General features: G+C 42.4%; 12 protein-coding genes. All 12 read left to right on the forward strand.

Annotated features, from left to right (window positions below; all coding sequences use genetic code 11):
• Positions 1 to 375 precede the first annotated feature (375 nt).
• Positions 376 to 1,542: a lipocalin family protein gene (locus IPZ60_RS06225; RefSeq protein WP_194196987.1), complete on the forward strand. Its 1,167-nt coding sequence runs from the start codon at positions 376 to 378 to the stop codon at positions 1,540 to 1,542.
• A gap of 399 nt (positions 1,543 to 1,941) precedes the next feature.
• Positions 1,942 to 3,384 (forward strand): glyceraldehyde-3-phosphate dehydrogenase, encoded by a 1,443-nt coding sequence (locus IPZ60_RS06230; protein WP_194196988.1) that lies wholly within the window; start codon positions 1,942 to 1,944, stop codon positions 3,382 to 3,384.
• Positions 3,385 to 3,684: 300 nt separating this feature from the next.
• Positions 3,685 to 4,896, forward strand: a complete 1,212-nt coding sequence (gene cgtA / locus IPZ60_RS06235; protein WP_194196989.1) for an Obg family GTPase CgtA — start codon at positions 3,685 to 3,687, stop codon at positions 4,894 to 4,896.
• A gap of 81 nt (positions 4,897 to 4,977) precedes the next feature.
• Positions 4,978 to 6,150 (forward strand): glutamate 5-kinase, encoded by a 1,173-nt coding sequence (gene proB / locus IPZ60_RS06240; protein ID WP_194196990.1) that lies wholly within the window; start codon positions 4,978 to 4,980, stop codon positions 6,148 to 6,150.
• A 186-nt stretch (positions 6,151 to 6,336) separates the two neighbouring features.
• A complete protein-coding gene (gene hemE, locus IPZ60_RS06245) occupies positions 6,337 to 7,473 on the forward strand; it encodes a uroporphyrinogen decarboxylase (RefSeq protein WP_194196991.1) in 1,137 nt (378 codons plus the stop codon).
• Between the two features lie 85 nt (positions 7,474 to 7,558).
• On the forward strand, positions 7,559 to 8,626 hold the full coding sequence (gene argC, locus IPZ60_RS06250; RefSeq protein ID WP_194196992.1) for an N-acetyl-gamma-glutamyl-phosphate reductase: 1,068 nt from the start codon (positions 7,559 to 7,561) through the stop codon (positions 8,624 to 8,626).
• 101 nt (positions 8,627 to 8,727) lie between these two features.
• A complete protein-coding gene (locus IPZ60_RS06255; protein ID WP_194196993.1) occupies positions 8,728 to 9,561 on the forward strand; it encodes a hypothetical protein in 834 nt (277 codons plus the stop codon).
• A 169-nt stretch (positions 9,562 to 9,730) separates the two neighbouring features.
• Positions 9,731 to 10,138: an ATP-dependent Clp protease adaptor ClpS gene (locus IPZ60_RS06260; protein WP_194196994.1), complete on the forward strand. Its 408-nt coding sequence runs from the start codon at positions 9,731 to 9,733 to the stop codon at positions 10,136 to 10,138.
• 500 nt (positions 10,139 to 10,638) lie between these two features.
• Entirely contained in the window at positions 10,639 to 13,203 is a 2,565-nt protein-coding gene (gene clpA / locus IPZ60_RS06265; protein WP_194196995.1) for an ATP-dependent Clp protease ATP-binding subunit ClpA, read from the forward strand.
• A gap of 177 nt (positions 13,204 to 13,380) precedes the next feature.
• The gene (locus tag IPZ60_RS06270) at positions 13,381 to 14,118 is read left to right on the forward strand and encodes a uracil-DNA glycosylase (RefSeq protein WP_194196996.1); all 738 of its coding nucleotides are present in this window, start codon (positions 13,381 to 13,383) and stop codon (positions 14,116 to 14,118) included.
• Positions 14,119 to 14,685 (forward strand): tRNA adenosine(34) deaminase TadA, encoded by a 567-nt coding sequence (tadA, locus tag IPZ60_RS06275; RefSeq protein ID WP_194196997.1) that lies wholly within the window; start codon positions 14,119 to 14,121, stop codon positions 14,683 to 14,685. It begins immediately after the preceding gene.
• A 120-nt stretch (positions 14,686 to 14,805) separates the two neighbouring features.
• Positions 14,806 to 15,573, forward strand: a complete 768-nt coding sequence (gene cmk / locus IPZ60_RS06280; RefSeq protein WP_194196998.1) for a (d)CMP kinase — start codon at positions 14,806 to 14,808, stop codon at positions 15,571 to 15,573.
• Positions 15,574 to 15,629: the final 56 nt, after the last annotated feature.

Below are 15,629 nucleotides of genomic sequence, written 5' to 3' on the forward strand. Positions count from 1 at the left end.
ATCACTGAATTTTCTGATATTTATCCAGTAAGTAACTATGTTTTTATTAGGTGTTTATTCCACTGTATAAACACATAGTTACTTACAAACCGTTGCGTTTCCCTACATTGCGACACTGTTTTAATAGTCAAGTTGTCCTTAATATAGAATACTTAATTAAAGAGTATTTACTCTATCATTCGTAAGCAAGCTGCCTATTATTCATTAGCAAATTGCCTATGAAAATATATTTTGACCCTTGCAATAACATCAAATTCTGTAGCGCTGGTTTACTTATTAGACACGCTTTTTGAATTTGGCGACGTTCAGAGAGTTAGACTAGGTGGATAAATACACAAAGAAATTTTCACAGTCATTATTAATAACGGTAATTCTATGAAAGCCAACAAGTTACCTAAGTCAGGATGGTCTGATTCACAGGAAGCTGGTTCTCAATCTCAGCAGACTAGCCAGTCAAGCAGTTATTATCTGGATAAAGATAATGCGCAAAAGACAGGCTATGCCAGCAATGATGCTAGCTACAACCATGACGAATCGAATGATGAGTATCCGAGCCATTCGGTAAAAGACACGTCTTCGCAAGACAGCTATTTTGGGTACAAGAGCGCTGTCAAAAGCCTGCTAAAGGCAAAAGAGTCTGCTATGTCTGATGATGACATTACGAAAAATAATGATTCGAAAAGCAGTCTTGAACAGTCCCAAGGACTAACTCTGTCTGCGCCACTGACCTCAGCATCTGTAGATGATCAAATAAAAACATCAAAAGATAAGTCTGAGCATAGAGATTCTGAACAAGAAACCGATTCGTCATCGGATACCACTCACTCATCATACAAAGAAATACCGGAGCGCATATTTATGAATGGACTGATCAAGCATACAGGTATTGCCTTAGCGATTATTATACCATTGGCTGCGTTCTCAGCTTATGCTGCTACGCCTCCAGTCAATGCAGCGTCTATGGCTGCTACCAATGCAACGATGGATAAGACGACAACAGAGACGCTGTCTATCGAACCAAGCGCCATCATTCATAAGTCTGCAAGTACCCCAACGACAGTCGATAGCGTCGACCTCGAAAAATATGCCGGAACGTGGTACGAGATAGGGCGTCTACCGATGTATTTTCAACGTAAATGCGCAGGTGATGTTACGGCCAATTACGCCCAAAAAGCTGATGGTAAAGGTATAACCGTCACTAACAAGTGTATGGCCGAAGATGGCTCGGAGATTGTTGCTGAAGGTCTCGCTAAGCCAGCGGATGAGACTGGTAGTAAGCTAAAAGTAACTTTCTTGCCCTCATGGATTCGTTGGTTACCAGTCGGCCGTGCCGATTATTGGGTACTAGCACGTGATGCTGATTATAAAACGGCATTGGTCGGTACACCTGACAAAGATTATCTATGGCTGTTGGCTCGTTCGCCTAATGTCAGCCAAGAAACCTATTCTAAATATCGTCAGATTGCACAACAACAAGGTTATGACTTAAAAGAATTTAAGCTTACGCCGCAAACCAATCAGACGGTAAATTTAACGCCATAGTTAATATAAATATAAAAAGTTAAATTCTAATTGCAGAATGAGTTTGTATATCTGATAGACAACTGGTTATTATCAGGTTATTTCAATGAATAAAAAGTCATAGCAACTCTTACTCAAAAAACCTAATAAGGCAGCATATATGGCTGCCTTTATTTTTATCTTTATTTATATATGAGTCTGTATATGAGAATGAAACCTATTATGCACACTAGCTAATCGGTTACTACTGGCAAAATGAGGCGTTTTAGGCTAAAATCTATGCGATTCAAATACTCTAGTGTCAATAACCCATATTGATAGTGGTTGATTATCATATTAGAGTCACCATTTAGAGCATACACAACCTATCTATTTCATATTTCTTCATATTTTATTGATCATACATTACTGACCATAAGGATGTTTCTCGTGAGCAACGCTGATACCTTACGCCAATTACATCAAGACCACTTAAGCAACTATAACAATCAAGAGCAACAAGCGATTGAGCTAATGGGGTTATTGAATAAGCTCTATAATGCGCAAGACGTACAAGTGACTTTGTTCGGCGAAACGCTAGACTCTACCTCAGTTGGTCAAATACTCGCTTTGCATCAAAAAGTTGCGTTGCGTGACCATGGTGCTAAGTCTATTGATATCGCTGATACGTTAGCGATGGTAAAAGTCATCGCAGAGAGCAAAGATATCCAAGCCACTCGTATCGATGTTGGTCAATTGATTGCTAATGACACTGACGTACAAGCTGCGCTAAAATCTGTTAATAATGCAGGTGCCGTGAATGGCGCGACAGATGTAGTATTATATGGTTTCGGCCGTATTGGTCGTATCTTGACCCGTTTATTACTGGCGCAAGCGTCAAGTGCAAAAGGTATGCAATTAAAAGCTATCGTCGTACGTCCAGCAGCAGCTGGTGACTTGGCCAAACGTATTTCATTGCTTGAGCGTGATTCGATCCATGGTAGATTTTTGGGTGGCATCAGCATCGATGATGACAACAATGGCATGATTATTAATGGTCGTTTTGTACAAGTTATCTATGCGAAAGATCCTAGTGAAATCGACTACACCGCTTACGGTATCAACGATGCTCTCGTTATCGATAACACGGGTATCTGGAAAGACGAAGCAGGCCTTGGCAAGCATCTACAATCTACTGGCGTGAAAAAAGTACTACTAACTGCCCCTGCTGGTGGTGATATCAAAAACGTCGTTTATGGTGTGAACAATGACACGGTTGGTGATGACACTATCGTTAGTGCTGCCAGCTGTACGACCAATGCTATTACACCAACGCTAAATGTATTGAATGATGAGTACGGTATCGAAAACGGTCACGTAGAGACTATTCACTCATTTACCAATGATCAAAACTTGGTTGATAACTACCATAAAGCAGACCGCCGTGGTCGTAGTGCAGTGATGAATATGGTTATCACGAGCACAGGCGCAGCAAAAGCAGTTGGTAAAGCATTACCAGAATTGAGTGGTAAGCTAACGGGCAACGCCATTCGTGTACCAACACCAAATGTCAGCTTAGCAATTTTGAACTTAACGCTTAAAACGGCACCAGAAAGTGCTGAAGCGTTGAATGAATTCTTGCGTAAAATTGCCAACAGCAGCACTTGGCAGTCGCAGATTGCTTATACAGATTCTACAGAAGCCGTATCAACAGATTTCGTTGGCACGACTCATGTTGGCATCATCGATGCGCAAGCGACTATTCTGACTGGTAATCAAGCTATTGTGTATGTTTGGTATGACAACGAAGTAGGTTATAGTACTCAGGTATTGCGTCTGGCGACACAGATGGCCGGAATCAGCTACGCTCAGGTTCCTGCATAGAACGTTAAGCATAACAAACCAGTTATCTGATATTGTGTAAATTGGTGCGGTCATACTGCAAAATTTGCCATAATAGCGGCTGGTTTGGATAGCTTGACATTGCGTTAGCTGTCATACTTAAACACCCGATAGTCCGATTGATTATCGGGTGTTATTTTCATATTGAATATCAAATACAAGTAGCGTGCTTTTAGCGCTTATTTTGTCACAATATTTTTTGTGACAACACAGTAAAACCCCATAATATAACCGTTGGTTGTAACCAGTATATAAACTGGATTGTGAATTAAGGAAAGTAAAATGCGATTTATTGATGAAGCCGTCGTAACGGTAAAAGCAGGTGACGGTGGTAACGGAATCGCCAGTTTTCGCCGAGAAAAATATGTCCCACGTGGTGGCCCTGATGGTGGTGATGGTGGTAAAGGCGGAGATGTTTATGTCATTGCAGAAGACAACACCAACACCCTAGTTGACTATCGTTATACCCGTCGTCATGACGCCATGCGAGCAGAGAACGGTCACAGTAGAAACTGTTCAGGCAAGGGTTCTGATGATTTGTTCTTACCAGTGCCTATCGGTACCACGGTAGTTGATACCGAAACAGATGAAGTATTGGGTGATTTGATTGAACTTGGTCAGACGTTACTAATTGCCAAAGGTGGTGATGGTGGTCTGGGCAATACCCATTTCAAGAGCTCTACCAACCAAGCACCGCGTAAAGCGACATCTGGTTTTGAAGGTGAGTTAAAAGTTCTTAAATTTGAGCTAAAAGTAGTGGCTGATGTTGGTTTGATTGGTTTGCCTAATGCTGGTAAATCTACCTTTATCCGTCAAGTTTCTGCTGCTAGACCAAAAGTTGCTGACTATCCGTTTACCACACTCGTTCCGAATCTAGGCGTAGTCGATATCGGTCGTCATCGCTCATTTGTAATGGCAGATATTCCAGGTTTGATCGAAGGTGCTTCAGAAGGTGCTGGACTTGGTATCCGTTTCTTAAAGCATGTGGCGCGTACACGTCGATTGTTACATGTGGTTGATGTAAAGCCAGTTGATGGCAGCGATCCAGTAGCCAACGCTCGTGTTATCTTAAATGAACTTGAACGTTTTTCGCCTGAGTTATCCAACTTGCCTCAGATTTTGGTATTAAACAAAATCGATCAGGTGCCTGAAGAAGAGTTAGATGAGCTCTGTACCCATATTGTTGCCGAGCTTGGTTGGACAGGAGATGTATTTCGCACGTCAACACTAATGGGCGAAGGGACTGATGCGGTTAAATATCATTTAATGAATGAGATTGAACTAGAGCGTGAGCGTGAACTAGAAGATCCTATCTTCGCTGAAGCACAAAGAACACGTTTTGAGCGCTTAGAAGTAGAAGTGCGTCTCAACACTGAAGCTCAGCGTGAAGCCTATCGTGCAGCTCGTAAAGCAGCACGTGAAGGACTAGACTTAAATGACGATGATGACGACTTCGATGATGAAGATGGTGTCGAAGTGGTTTACGTTCCGTAGTAAGTGAACAAGCTTGAACTGATATACCTGAATTTTTTAAATCAATCCCCTAATCAATTCATAAGATAAAAAGGAGTTTATATGGCAGATGGCATAGAAAACACGATCGAAGAAGCAAGATTTGTTAAGCAAAATCGCAACTTTGATATTCAGCGCGTTATTGTCAAGATTGGCTCATCGTTGTTAACCAATAACGGTCGAGGACTGGATCGAACTGCCATATACGAGTGGGCCAAGCAGATTGCTAAGCTGCACAAGCAAGGCGTCGAAGTGCTGTTAGTATCGTCAGGTGCTGTTGCTGAAGGTGTGGTACGTATGAACCTTGAGGAGCGCCCTAAAAAATTAGCCGCACTACAGGCCTGTGCTTCTATTGGTCAAATGGGTTTGATCGAAACATGGTGGTCAGCATTGATCCAACATGGTATCCAAAGCTCGCAACTGCTACTGACTCATGATGATCTGTCTAATCGTAGCCGTTATCTCAATACGACAGGTGCATTGACGCAATTATTAGAATGGCGCGTGCTACCTGTTATCAATGAAAACGACACTATTACCATTGATGAAATCAAATTCGGTGATAATGATACATTAGGGGCAATGGCTGCTGCGATGGTCAATGCTGATTTGTATATCATCCTCACCGATCAAGATGGTGTGTTCACAGATAACCCACGTGACAATCCTAATGCAAAAATGATTCGTCAAGAGCGCGCGATGGCTGATTATTTATTTGATATAGCTGGTGATGGCGGTAAGCTAGGACGCGGTGGTATGTTAACCAAAATCCGTGCTGGTCGCCTTGCTGCAATGGGTGGCTGTCCAACTGTTATTGTGAGCGGTGCCATTGAAGATGTCATTACTCGTGTAGTATCAGGTGAAGCGGTTGGTACGCTATTGACGACTAACGATGAAGATAAGATTATCGCCCGTAAGCAATGGCTTGCTGCGCATTTACGCATGTCAGGTAGCTTGGTTGTAGATGCAGGTGCTGCCAAGGCATTGACTGAGCTTAATAGAAGTCTACTACCGGTCGGTGTTGTCGAAGTCCGTGGTGGTTTTGATGAAGGTGATGTGGTTGAAATCATCCATCAAGATACTGGTGAACGTATCGCGGTTGGGCAAGTCAACTTCTCATCGCAGGATGCACATCGAGTAGCACGTGAGCGTACAGAGCAGTTTGATAGGATTTTTGGTAGCAGTGAAGAGCGTGTTGTCATGGTACATCGTGACAACTTGGCACTAACCGTATAGTACATTAATAATATAGAAGCGCTTGGTGTGTACATAGTCTCAGTCTAAATATGTATTAATAATATTGAAACTGAGATGTTGCTACGACCATTCTATAAATATTTATCATTCTTTTATTTAACGTATTTTATCCAACAAAGTATTCATCGATAAGTATGAATACTTTGTTGTTTTGGAGATTTGTACATGAGTGCTTCAGACAATAGTAACTCGACTCAGCACGACTTTGCGCCATTAAAAAACGACAGATTGCTGCGAGCACTACGATTTGAGACGATAGATACCACCCCAGTTTGGATGATGCGTCAAGCAGGCCGTTATTTACCAGAATATAAAGCCACCCGTGCTGAAGCCGGCGATTTCATGAGTCTGTGTAGAGATACAGACCGTGCCACCGAAGTAACTCTACAGCCATTACGTCGTTATGATTTAGATGCTGCTATCTTATTCAGTGATATCTTGACCATTCCTGATGCCATGGGACTGGGCTTATACTTTGAGGCGGGCGAAGGTCCTAAGTTTAAGCATCCTATTCGTACGCAAGCAGATCTTGATCGATTGCCTGTGCTAGACGCTAATGACTCTCTTGATTACGTCATGCGTGCTGTGACGAGCATCCGTAAAGCGCTAAATGGTCAAGTACCATTATTTGGTTTTTCTGGTAGCCCGTGGACGCTAGCCACTTATATGATTGAAGGCGGCAGCTCAAAAGATTATCGTTATACCAAAGGTTTTTTATACAGCAATCCTGAGTTTTTGCATCAATTATTAGATAAGTTGGCAACGTCTGTTATTGATTATTTAGATGCACAAATCGTTGCTGGTGCTCAGATTGTACAGATATTTGATAGCTGGGGCGGCGCGCTTGGTCATCGTCAGTTTATTGACTTTTCTCATGCTTATAATAAGCGTATCGTCGCTGAGCTAAAGGTACGCCATCCAGAAATACCAGTGGTATTGTTTACGAAAGGTGGTGGGCTATGGTTAGACATTCAAGCTGATAGCGAAGCCGATGTGTTAGGTCTAGACTGGACGATGCCGATTGACCGTGCACGTCAGGTATTGACTGACAGTCAGCGTCAACTGACCAAGCAACATAAAAAACTACAAAGTAGCAAAGCCATCCAAGGTAACTTGGATCCAGCAACCTTGTATGGTTCACCTGCGACGATTCGCGCTGAAGTAAATGCAATGCTAGATAGTGCGTATGCTAGCGGCGAAAAAACAGGTTATATCGCAAACTTAGGTCATGGCATCACTCAGTGGGTCAACCCTGACAATGCAAAAGTGTTTATCGATGCGGTGCACGATTACAAAATCTAAAATTTAGACAGGCAAAGCTTATAAGCGTCAAGATAGACGTTATATTTATCTGCTATTTACTGAGTAAAAGAAAAAAGGATATCTTATGATTTCAGCAGCGATTGTTGGTGGTACAGGTTATACGGGTATTGAGCTGATTCGCTTATTATCTGCTCATCCTGAAGTATCTATTGATTTGCTAACCTCGCGTAGTGAAGCTGGTACTCGAGCTGATGAGATATTCCCAAGCCTACGCGGTATATCAGATATCGTCTTTAGCGATTTAGGTGACGATACGCTTGCGACGCTACAAAAGTGTGATGTGGTGTTTTTTGCGACACCACACGGCGTGGCAATGCAGCAAGCTGAAGCGCTTACTCAAGCAGGCGTCAAGGTCATTGATTTGGCTGCTGACTTTCGTTTGCAGTCATTGACTGACTTTGAGAAATGGTATAAACAGTCACATGCATGTCCTGAGCTGTTAAAGACCGCTGTTTATGGACTACCTGAAGTCAATCGCGATAAACTTGCAAATGCATTGTTGGTGGGCAACCCTGGCTGTTATCCAACTACTGCAATTTTGGGTTTGAAGCCGATCATTGAAGGACAAAATAAACAAGCAGAACGCTTGATTGAATCTCGTATTGTCATTGATGCAAAGTCTGGTGTGTCTGGAGCGGGTCGCCAAGCCTCGCTTGCGCTAAATTATGCTGAATCAACAGATAACTTCAAAGCTTATAGCGTCGAGGGGCATCGTCATCTACCTGAGATTGAGCAGGGTGTTGCACAATTATTAGACAGTCAGTTTACCCATCGTATTCGTTTTTTACCGCATTTAGTACCGATGATACGCGGTATGCTAAGCTCAATTCATATGGAACTGACGGATGCTGGGGCTGCTATCGACTGGCAACAGGCGTTTGAAAACGCATATGCATCAGAGACGTTCGTTGATGTGATGCCAAAAGGTGTTTACCCTGATACACGTAGTGTACGTGCCAGTAATCGTTTACGTATTGCTGTGCATCAAGACAATGATCGTGATGAGTTGACTGTCATCGTAGTACAAGATAATTTGGTCAAAGGGGCAGCAGGACAGGCCGTACAGAATATGAATGTTATGTTTGGTTTTGATGAGTCAATGGGGCTGAATTTCGCTCCTATCGTCCCATAATATAAATTTCTGACATTGAACTGTTGGCACTTATGTTGCTAGGTATTGCTTATAAATTCCGCTATAATAACAGGTACTTATTGTTAAGAGATACCGCCTAAATGCGTGTTAAGTTTGTATTACGCTTTTGCTCACAGTCAGCACGTTCATCGTGTACAGACGCCACTCGCCATCGTTTTAGCCCAGTAAGTTCTATGGGCCGCGAGCAGCAAGGAGCGTCTACATTGGTATTGGCGCTATTCGTGGTTGTCATACTGGTAACGGCCATGGTTGGATTGATATTTGGTCATAAGCTCGGCTATCAGCGCGGCTACCACTCTATGGAGACGGAAACCCAGCAAGCACTAATCAATAGTGAAGAGGCGACCAAAGAGCTGGAAGACACGCGTCTTAGTCATAAAATAGCGATCAATCAGGCGGCTACTGCCAAGCAAGAGTTGGCGATAAGCTTAGCAAATGTAAAAGAGCTGAGTGAAAACAAGCAAGAATTGACGGTTGAAAACAGACAGCTTTCGCAGCTCAATGAGTTATATGCTGATATCGTTAGTAGCAACGGCGGCATGCCGTTACAGGTGCTTGGCGCTCATATTAAACCATTACCCGAAAATGCTTTTGAGTATATGTTTGATGTTGGAATGCTTGCCAGTGATGGCATGTCAAAACGTCTAACGCCAACATTGACACTGCTCAATGATGATGACTTTGTAGAAGTACCTCTAGATCATCCAATTGATACGATTGAAGGCATTGTTCGTATTCGTGGTCGCTTTATTATGCCATCTAGCTTTAAGCCGTTACAAGTAAAACTCAGCTTGAAAGCAGGCGGGCAGGAAGTAGAACAGCTCTATGATTGGAAGCTCGGTGCGCGAGTTGATAACATGCCACTATCACTTTTAGATTTACCAGAAGTCGATGACAGTCCTATTAAGCCTTAGCCGGTTCTAGATAACTGATATATGAGAGTAACAGTACTACAAACAGTAGACTCAGCGAGCTTGATACTATATCTGAAAGTGTTAAATCTAATTGTATTAAACTAGCGATTACCTCTCTTTACTATCCTTTATTTCGTAATAAACATACCTATTAATTTGTACCATAATTATGATAAATCAAACAATATTACAGACTACGCCAATCGTCTCTGATTGGCATCTCCCAAACATGCCTGCTGACCGTGCGCAAGATGGGGATACGGATGGCGAAACGTCACCGCAAGCAGACGTACTAGTGGCAGAGCCGGAAGTGGCTAAGCCGCCGATGTATGCAGTCGTTATGTACAATGATAACTACACGCCTATGGAATTTGTCGTTTATATTCTGCAATCAGAGTTTCGTCACAGTATGGACTCTGCTGTTGAAATTATGCTAACGATTCATAATGCTAGCAAGGGAATCGCGGGTATTTATCCAAAAGACATTGCTGAGACCAAGGCCAAAAAAGTAAATAGTTTGGCGCATCGTGAAGGCTATCCACTATTGACTCAAATAGAGCCGCATCAAGGCGAATAACTACGTTTCACTGTAATGCTGACCTTGATTTTTTATTTATCTATTATTAGTTTTGATAAAAAGCTCACTTTCTACAGTGAGCTAGATAGCTATTTTTCTTAGAATCTTGTTTATTTTAGTGTTTAAACAAACACTATCCAAATCCTCTGCTGCCTCGCTCAATTTCTCTTTTATCTGTTTCACTCTCTAAGCTTTTATCATTTATTATCTCTAACACGGCTGGTGTACAGCACGCTTTGATACACTTTAGTCGTTTTTAATAGATTGACTCTGATTGAGTATCGTGTTGATATAAAGAACAGCAAGTATGAGTTATCAACACTCTTGGTTGATGATAGACAGTACTGTTATTTATACAATGCCTAGACAGTGTCATTTAGTAAGATATTTCAATAATACAGATATTACCCTTGAACAATCCATCTATCGCCCTGATTTACTTACTAACTCATTCATAAAGCTATCAATTATAAAGATAGGTATAACCGTAGGAAGTTGTTATGTTAAGTCGTCATCTTGAAGTTTCTTTGCGTTTAGCAATGACCCTTGCGCGTCAAAAGTCGCATGAGTATCTAACTGTTGAACACTTACTACTGGCATTGCTAGAAAATACGCACGCCGCCAATACATTGACTGCTTGCAATGCAAATGTCTCAACGCTGCGTACTGAATTGGAAGCTTATATCAATAAGCATACGCCAACGATAGATGCAGATACAGAGCAATCACCGCAGCCTACCCAAAGTTTTGATCGTATTTTGCAACGTGCTATTTTTCATGTGCAATCTATTGGTGGTGGCCGTTTGGTAGAAGGCTCGGATATTTTAGTATCTATGTTCTCAGAGCATGACACCTATGCTGTTTACCTGCTTAAAAAGCAAGGTATCAGCCGTCTTGAGCTGACTCAGTATTTATCACATGGTCAAGATAAAGAAGAACCCTCTGAGCCGCGTGCTTCGATGACTGGTGAGCGCCGTAATGCCTCAGAGAAAACCAGCAAAGATCCATTGGTTGAGTTTGCCACCAATTTAAATCAGCGCGCCGCTGAAGGTAAAACGGATCCATTGATTGGACGTGCCTCTGAAATTGAGCGTGCTGCTCAAGTATTGTGTCGTCGCCGTAAAAACAATCCGTTGCTCGTCGGTGAGCCTGGTGTTGGTAAAACCTCTATCGCTGAAGGCTTGGCATGGTTAATTATCAATGACAAAGCACCAAAACCGTTGAATGGTTGCGTTATTTATAGCCTAGATATTGGTTCATTGATCGCTGGGACAAAATACCGAGGTGATTTTGAAAAACGTATGAAGTTGTTGCTTGACGCATTAAAGAATAAACCCAATGCGATTTTATTCATTGATGAAATTCATATGATTATTGGCGCAGGGTCGTCAATGAGTAGCAATATGGATGTGTCAAACTTGATCAAACCGGCACTTGCTAATGGTGAGTTACGTTGTATAGGTTCTACGACCTTTACCGAGTATCGTCAGGTATTTGAGAAAGATCATGCATTATCACGTCGTTTCCAAAAAATTGATGTAAAAGAACCAAGCGTTGATGACAGTATCGACATCTTACGCGGTCTAAAGCCTCGTTATGAAGAATTTCATAACGTCGAATATACAGACGAAGCATTGGTTACTGCCGTTCAGTTATCTGCTAAGCACATTCATGAGCGCTTTTTACCAGACAAAGCCATTGACGTGATTGATGAAGCGGGTGCTTACAAGCGTTTGGGGGTGATTCCAGATGCGGATGATATCGATGCAGAAGAAAGCTTCATTGCTGATTTAGAGCAAGACTTTGATGCTCAGATTGATGCTGATGAAGAAGATTTTGACAGTGTGACTCACAGCGAAATTGACAGTAATGAAATGCAGGATGAAGCAGATACTGCTAAAGCCAATGATCGCGTTCAATCATCTAAAGATTCAAAAGCTGCGAAAAAAAGACCACCGATGAAAATCGATGTAGCCGATATTGAAGCCATCGTTGCCAAGCTTGCACGTATTCCACCCAAGTCAGTGTCTAGCGATGATAAGAGTATTCTCAAGTATCTAGATCGCGACCTTAAGCATTTAGTATTTGGTCAAGATGAAGCGATTGAGACATTAGCGGATGCGATTAAACTGTCTCGTGCAGGTCTAAAAGCACCAGACAAGCCTATCGGCTCGTTTATGTTTGCTGGTCCTACAGGTGTTGGTAAAACAGAGGTATCACGTCAGCTAGCCAATCTACTTGGCGTGGAATTAGTTCGCTTTGATATGTCAGAGTATATGGAAGCCCATACCGCCTCACGTCTGATTGGCGCACCTCCAGGCTATGTTGGTTATGATCAAGGTGGTTTGCTGACGGAAAAGATCAATCAACATCCGCATTGCGTGTTATTGCTTGATGAAATCGAAAAAGCCCATCCGGATGTATTCAACTTGTTACTACAAGTGATGGATCACGGTACTTTGACGGACAACAATGGTCGTGTTGCTATCTTTAAGCAAGTTATTGTTATTATGACCACCAACGTTGGCGCTGACAGTATTAGCCGCTCATCTATGGGCTTTACTCAGCAAGACCATAGTCGTGATAACACAGAGTCGCTCAAACGTGTCTTTACGCCAGAGTTCCGCAATCGTCTTGATGCTATCATTCAGTTCAATCCATTGGATACTTCAGTAGTGGTGTCAGTTGTTGATAAGTTCTTGGTTGAGTTGCAAGTGCAGCTTGATGATAAGCAAGTGACTTTAGAGATTGACGATGATGTCCGTAACTATCTAGCTGATAAAGGCTACGATCGCCTAATGGGTGCACGTCCTATGCAGCGTCTGATTCAAGACGAGATCAAAAAGCCATTGGCGAGCATGATTTTGTTTGGTGACTTGGTCAATGGTGGGGTTGTACATCTAACGCTAGAGCCTGAAGACAGTACTGAGCAAGATGACAAGTCTGTTAAGATTGAAAAAACCAATGGTAAAACGTCAGATAAAGGTTCGTCAGACAGTCGTATTATTTTGACCGTCGTTGAAACGCATGAGCCATATCCGGACTCTGAGTCGTTAGCTAGCTAAGTCTTTTATTATCAATAAGACAAGAACGGTTACCATGTTGCTACGGTAGCCGTTTTTTTATTGCTATAATTCATCATAAAGCCAATGCATGAGTCCATTCATTCGAATGTGAAAGACTTATTCATGCAATCCGATGCAGTATTTATATGATGTATAACAAATAAAAAAGGATATATTATGGAACTGTTTGATGAGCAGACGACCAAAACCCCCGAGCAAAAGCAATCGATTTTAGACAATGTACGCCTTCCAACAGATTGGAAAACAGCATTAGCAGATGAGCTAACCTCTGATAACATGGATAATCTGCGTGCGTTTTTAAAAGAAGCGTACCAATCAGAGGAAAGCATTTATCCGCCAGCACCGTTGATGTTTAATGCTTTTAACCTGACGCCTTTATCACAAGTCAAAGTTGTGATATTAGGTCAGGACCCTTACCATCGTCCAGGACAGGCAATGGGGTTATCGTTTTCTGTGCCAAAAGCTATTCCAAAACCGCCATCGCTTAATAATCTGTTGAAAGAAATGGCTACTGATATTGGGCTAAAACCATCAGCGCATGGCGATTTGACGTATTGGGCGCAGCAGGGAGTATTGTTATTAAACAGCTCATTGACTGTAAAAGAGGGTGAGCCGAATAGCCATCAAAATCAAGGGTGGGAGCAGTTCACTGATGCGGTGATTGATGTGGTCAATGAACAAACGGAGCATACAGTGTTTATATTATGGGGCAGTAAAGCACAGAAAAAGGGCAAGTATATCAATACAGATAAGCATCTTATTCTGACGGCTGTGCATCCTTCACCGCTTGCTGCTAACCGTGGTGGTTTCTTTGGCTCTAAACCATTTTCTAAGACCAATGATTATTTGGTACAGTACGGCCAAACACCGATTGACTGGCAGTTACCGCAATAAATGACAAATATACCGGATACAAGCTTGAAACCATCTCAACTCTTTAATCATCAGCCAGATATCGAAGGCATTCAGGCCAGTACATTTTGGTCAACTGAAGACGTTAAGTGGATGCAAGAAGCGCTCAAGCTTGCTAAGCAAGGTGCTGAGCATGGAGAGGTGCCAGTAGGGGCGATACTAGTACACGATCAGCAGGTCATAGGGCAGGGATTCAATGAGCCAATTGGCCGCCATGATGCGACTGCACATGCCGAAATTATCGCATTGAGAGATGCCTGTACCCGTTTAAACAACTATCGCTTGCCATTACAGACAACGCTGTATGTTACCTTAGAGCCTTGCACAATGTGTGTTGGGGCGCTGATTCACGCACGGGTAGAAAGGCTAGTCTATGCGGCGAGTGAGCCAAGAGCAGGTATGGTTGGTAGTCAGATGAACTTGCCGATGCAGCCTTTTTATAATCACAGTATTCAAGTAAACAGAGGTCTTTGTAGCGAGCACAGTAGTCAAATACTCAAAAGCTTTTTTCGCGAACGACGAAAACTGGCCAAAATGAAATCAAAATAATCTGTTAACAAGATATCGGACTTGTCGCTAGTGATAGGGATGTTTCTTTGCTATAATATTGCCCTATTTAATGGCGAAGTTGTCAGCCATATGAGTATTGTCTCCGATTAAGTGATTATTATGACTGTTTCTACAACTGATAACACCGCACTTCACAATGATAATGGTCAAACGCAACCACTGCGTTATCCTGTTATTTGTATTGATGGGCCGAGTGGCGCAGGCAAAGGTACGGTTACATGGCGCTTAGCTCAAGCATTGGACTATCAGTTGCTTGATTCGGGTGCTCTATATCGTATTGTAGGACTTAAAGCTTTCGAAGCTGGTTTGGTTACCGCAGATACCAGTCAAGCCATTGACGAAATGGCGGTATTAAAGTTGACACAAAGCTTAGAGATTGCATTTGTGCCTAATAATGCGTCAGGACGTGTTGATATTCTCGTGAATGATGATGTGGTCGGTGAGCAGGTGCGTAACGAAACAGTTGGAGGCTATGCATCACAGATAGCAATCTTTCCAAAAGTTCGTGAAGCGTTGTTAAAGTTACAACAGGACATGGCCACTCGTTCAGGTTTGGTTGCTGATGGCCGCGATATGGGAACGGTAGTATTCCCAAATGCTGATGTTAAGGTGTTTTTGACAGCCAGTGCTGAAGCGCGTGCTGAGCGCCGTGTGGCACAGTTATCGAACGCTGGGCAAACAGCAGACTTTGACGCAATCTTAACAACGATTAAAGCCCGTGATGATCGTGATGAAAATCGTAGCACTGCACCGTCGAAACCTGCAGAGGACGCTTTGCTGCTTGATAGCTCAGTACTAGATGCTGATACTGTATACGAACAAGTGAAGAAACACTGTCAAGCTAAAGGCATATTCTTTAATAGTTAATAAAAACAACATATTAAGCATTAAAAGCTTTGCTATGAGGTTTGGTTTTAGTATAA

It is taken from the genome of Psychrobacter sp. NG25, from assembly GCF_015234355.1.
Lineage (GTDB): Bacteria > Pseudomonadota > Gammaproteobacteria > Pseudomonadales > Moraxellaceae > Psychrobacter.

Coding starts and splice junctions, on each gene's coding strand:
- proB (WP_194196990.1), top strand. CDS start 4,978: ATGGCAGATGGCATAGAAAACACGATCGAAGAAGCAAGATTTGTTAAG.
- hemE (WP_194196991.1), top strand. CDS start 6,337: ATGAGTGCTTCAGACAATAGTAACTCGACTCAGCACGACTTTGCGCCA.
- argC (WP_194196992.1), top strand. CDS start 7,559: ATGATTTCAGCAGCGATTGTTGGTGGTACAGGTTATACGGGTATTGAG.
- cgtA (WP_194196989.1), top strand. CDS start 3,685: ATGCGATTTATTGATGAAGCCGTCGTAACGGTAAAAGCAGGTGACGGT.
- clpA (WP_194196995.1), top strand. CDS start 10,639: ATGTTAAGTCGTCATCTTGAAGTTTCTTTGCGTTTAGCAATGACCCTT.
- tadA (WP_194196997.1), top strand. CDS start 14,119: ATGACAAATATACCGGATACAAGCTTGAAACCATCTCAACTCTTTAAT.
- IPZ60_RS06260 (WP_194196994.1), top strand. CDS start 9,731: ATGATAAATCAAACAATATTACAGACTACGCCAATCGTCTCTGATTGG.
- cmk (WP_194196998.1), top strand. CDS start 14,806: ATGACTGTTTCTACAACTGATAACACCGCACTTCACAATGATAATGGT.
- IPZ60_RS06225 (WP_194196987.1), top strand. CDS start 376: ATGAAAGCCAACAAGTTACCTAAGTCAGGATGGTCTGATTCACAGGAA.
- IPZ60_RS06270 (WP_194196996.1), top strand. CDS start 13,381: ATGGAACTGTTTGATGAGCAGACGACCAAAACCCCCGAGCAAAAGCAA.
- IPZ60_RS06255 (WP_194196993.1), top strand. CDS start 8,728: ATGCGTGTTAAGTTTGTATTACGCTTTTGCTCACAGTCAGCACGTTCA.
- IPZ60_RS06230 (WP_194196988.1), top strand. CDS start 1,942: ATGTTTCTCGTGAGCAACGCTGATACCTTACGCCAATTACATCAAGAC.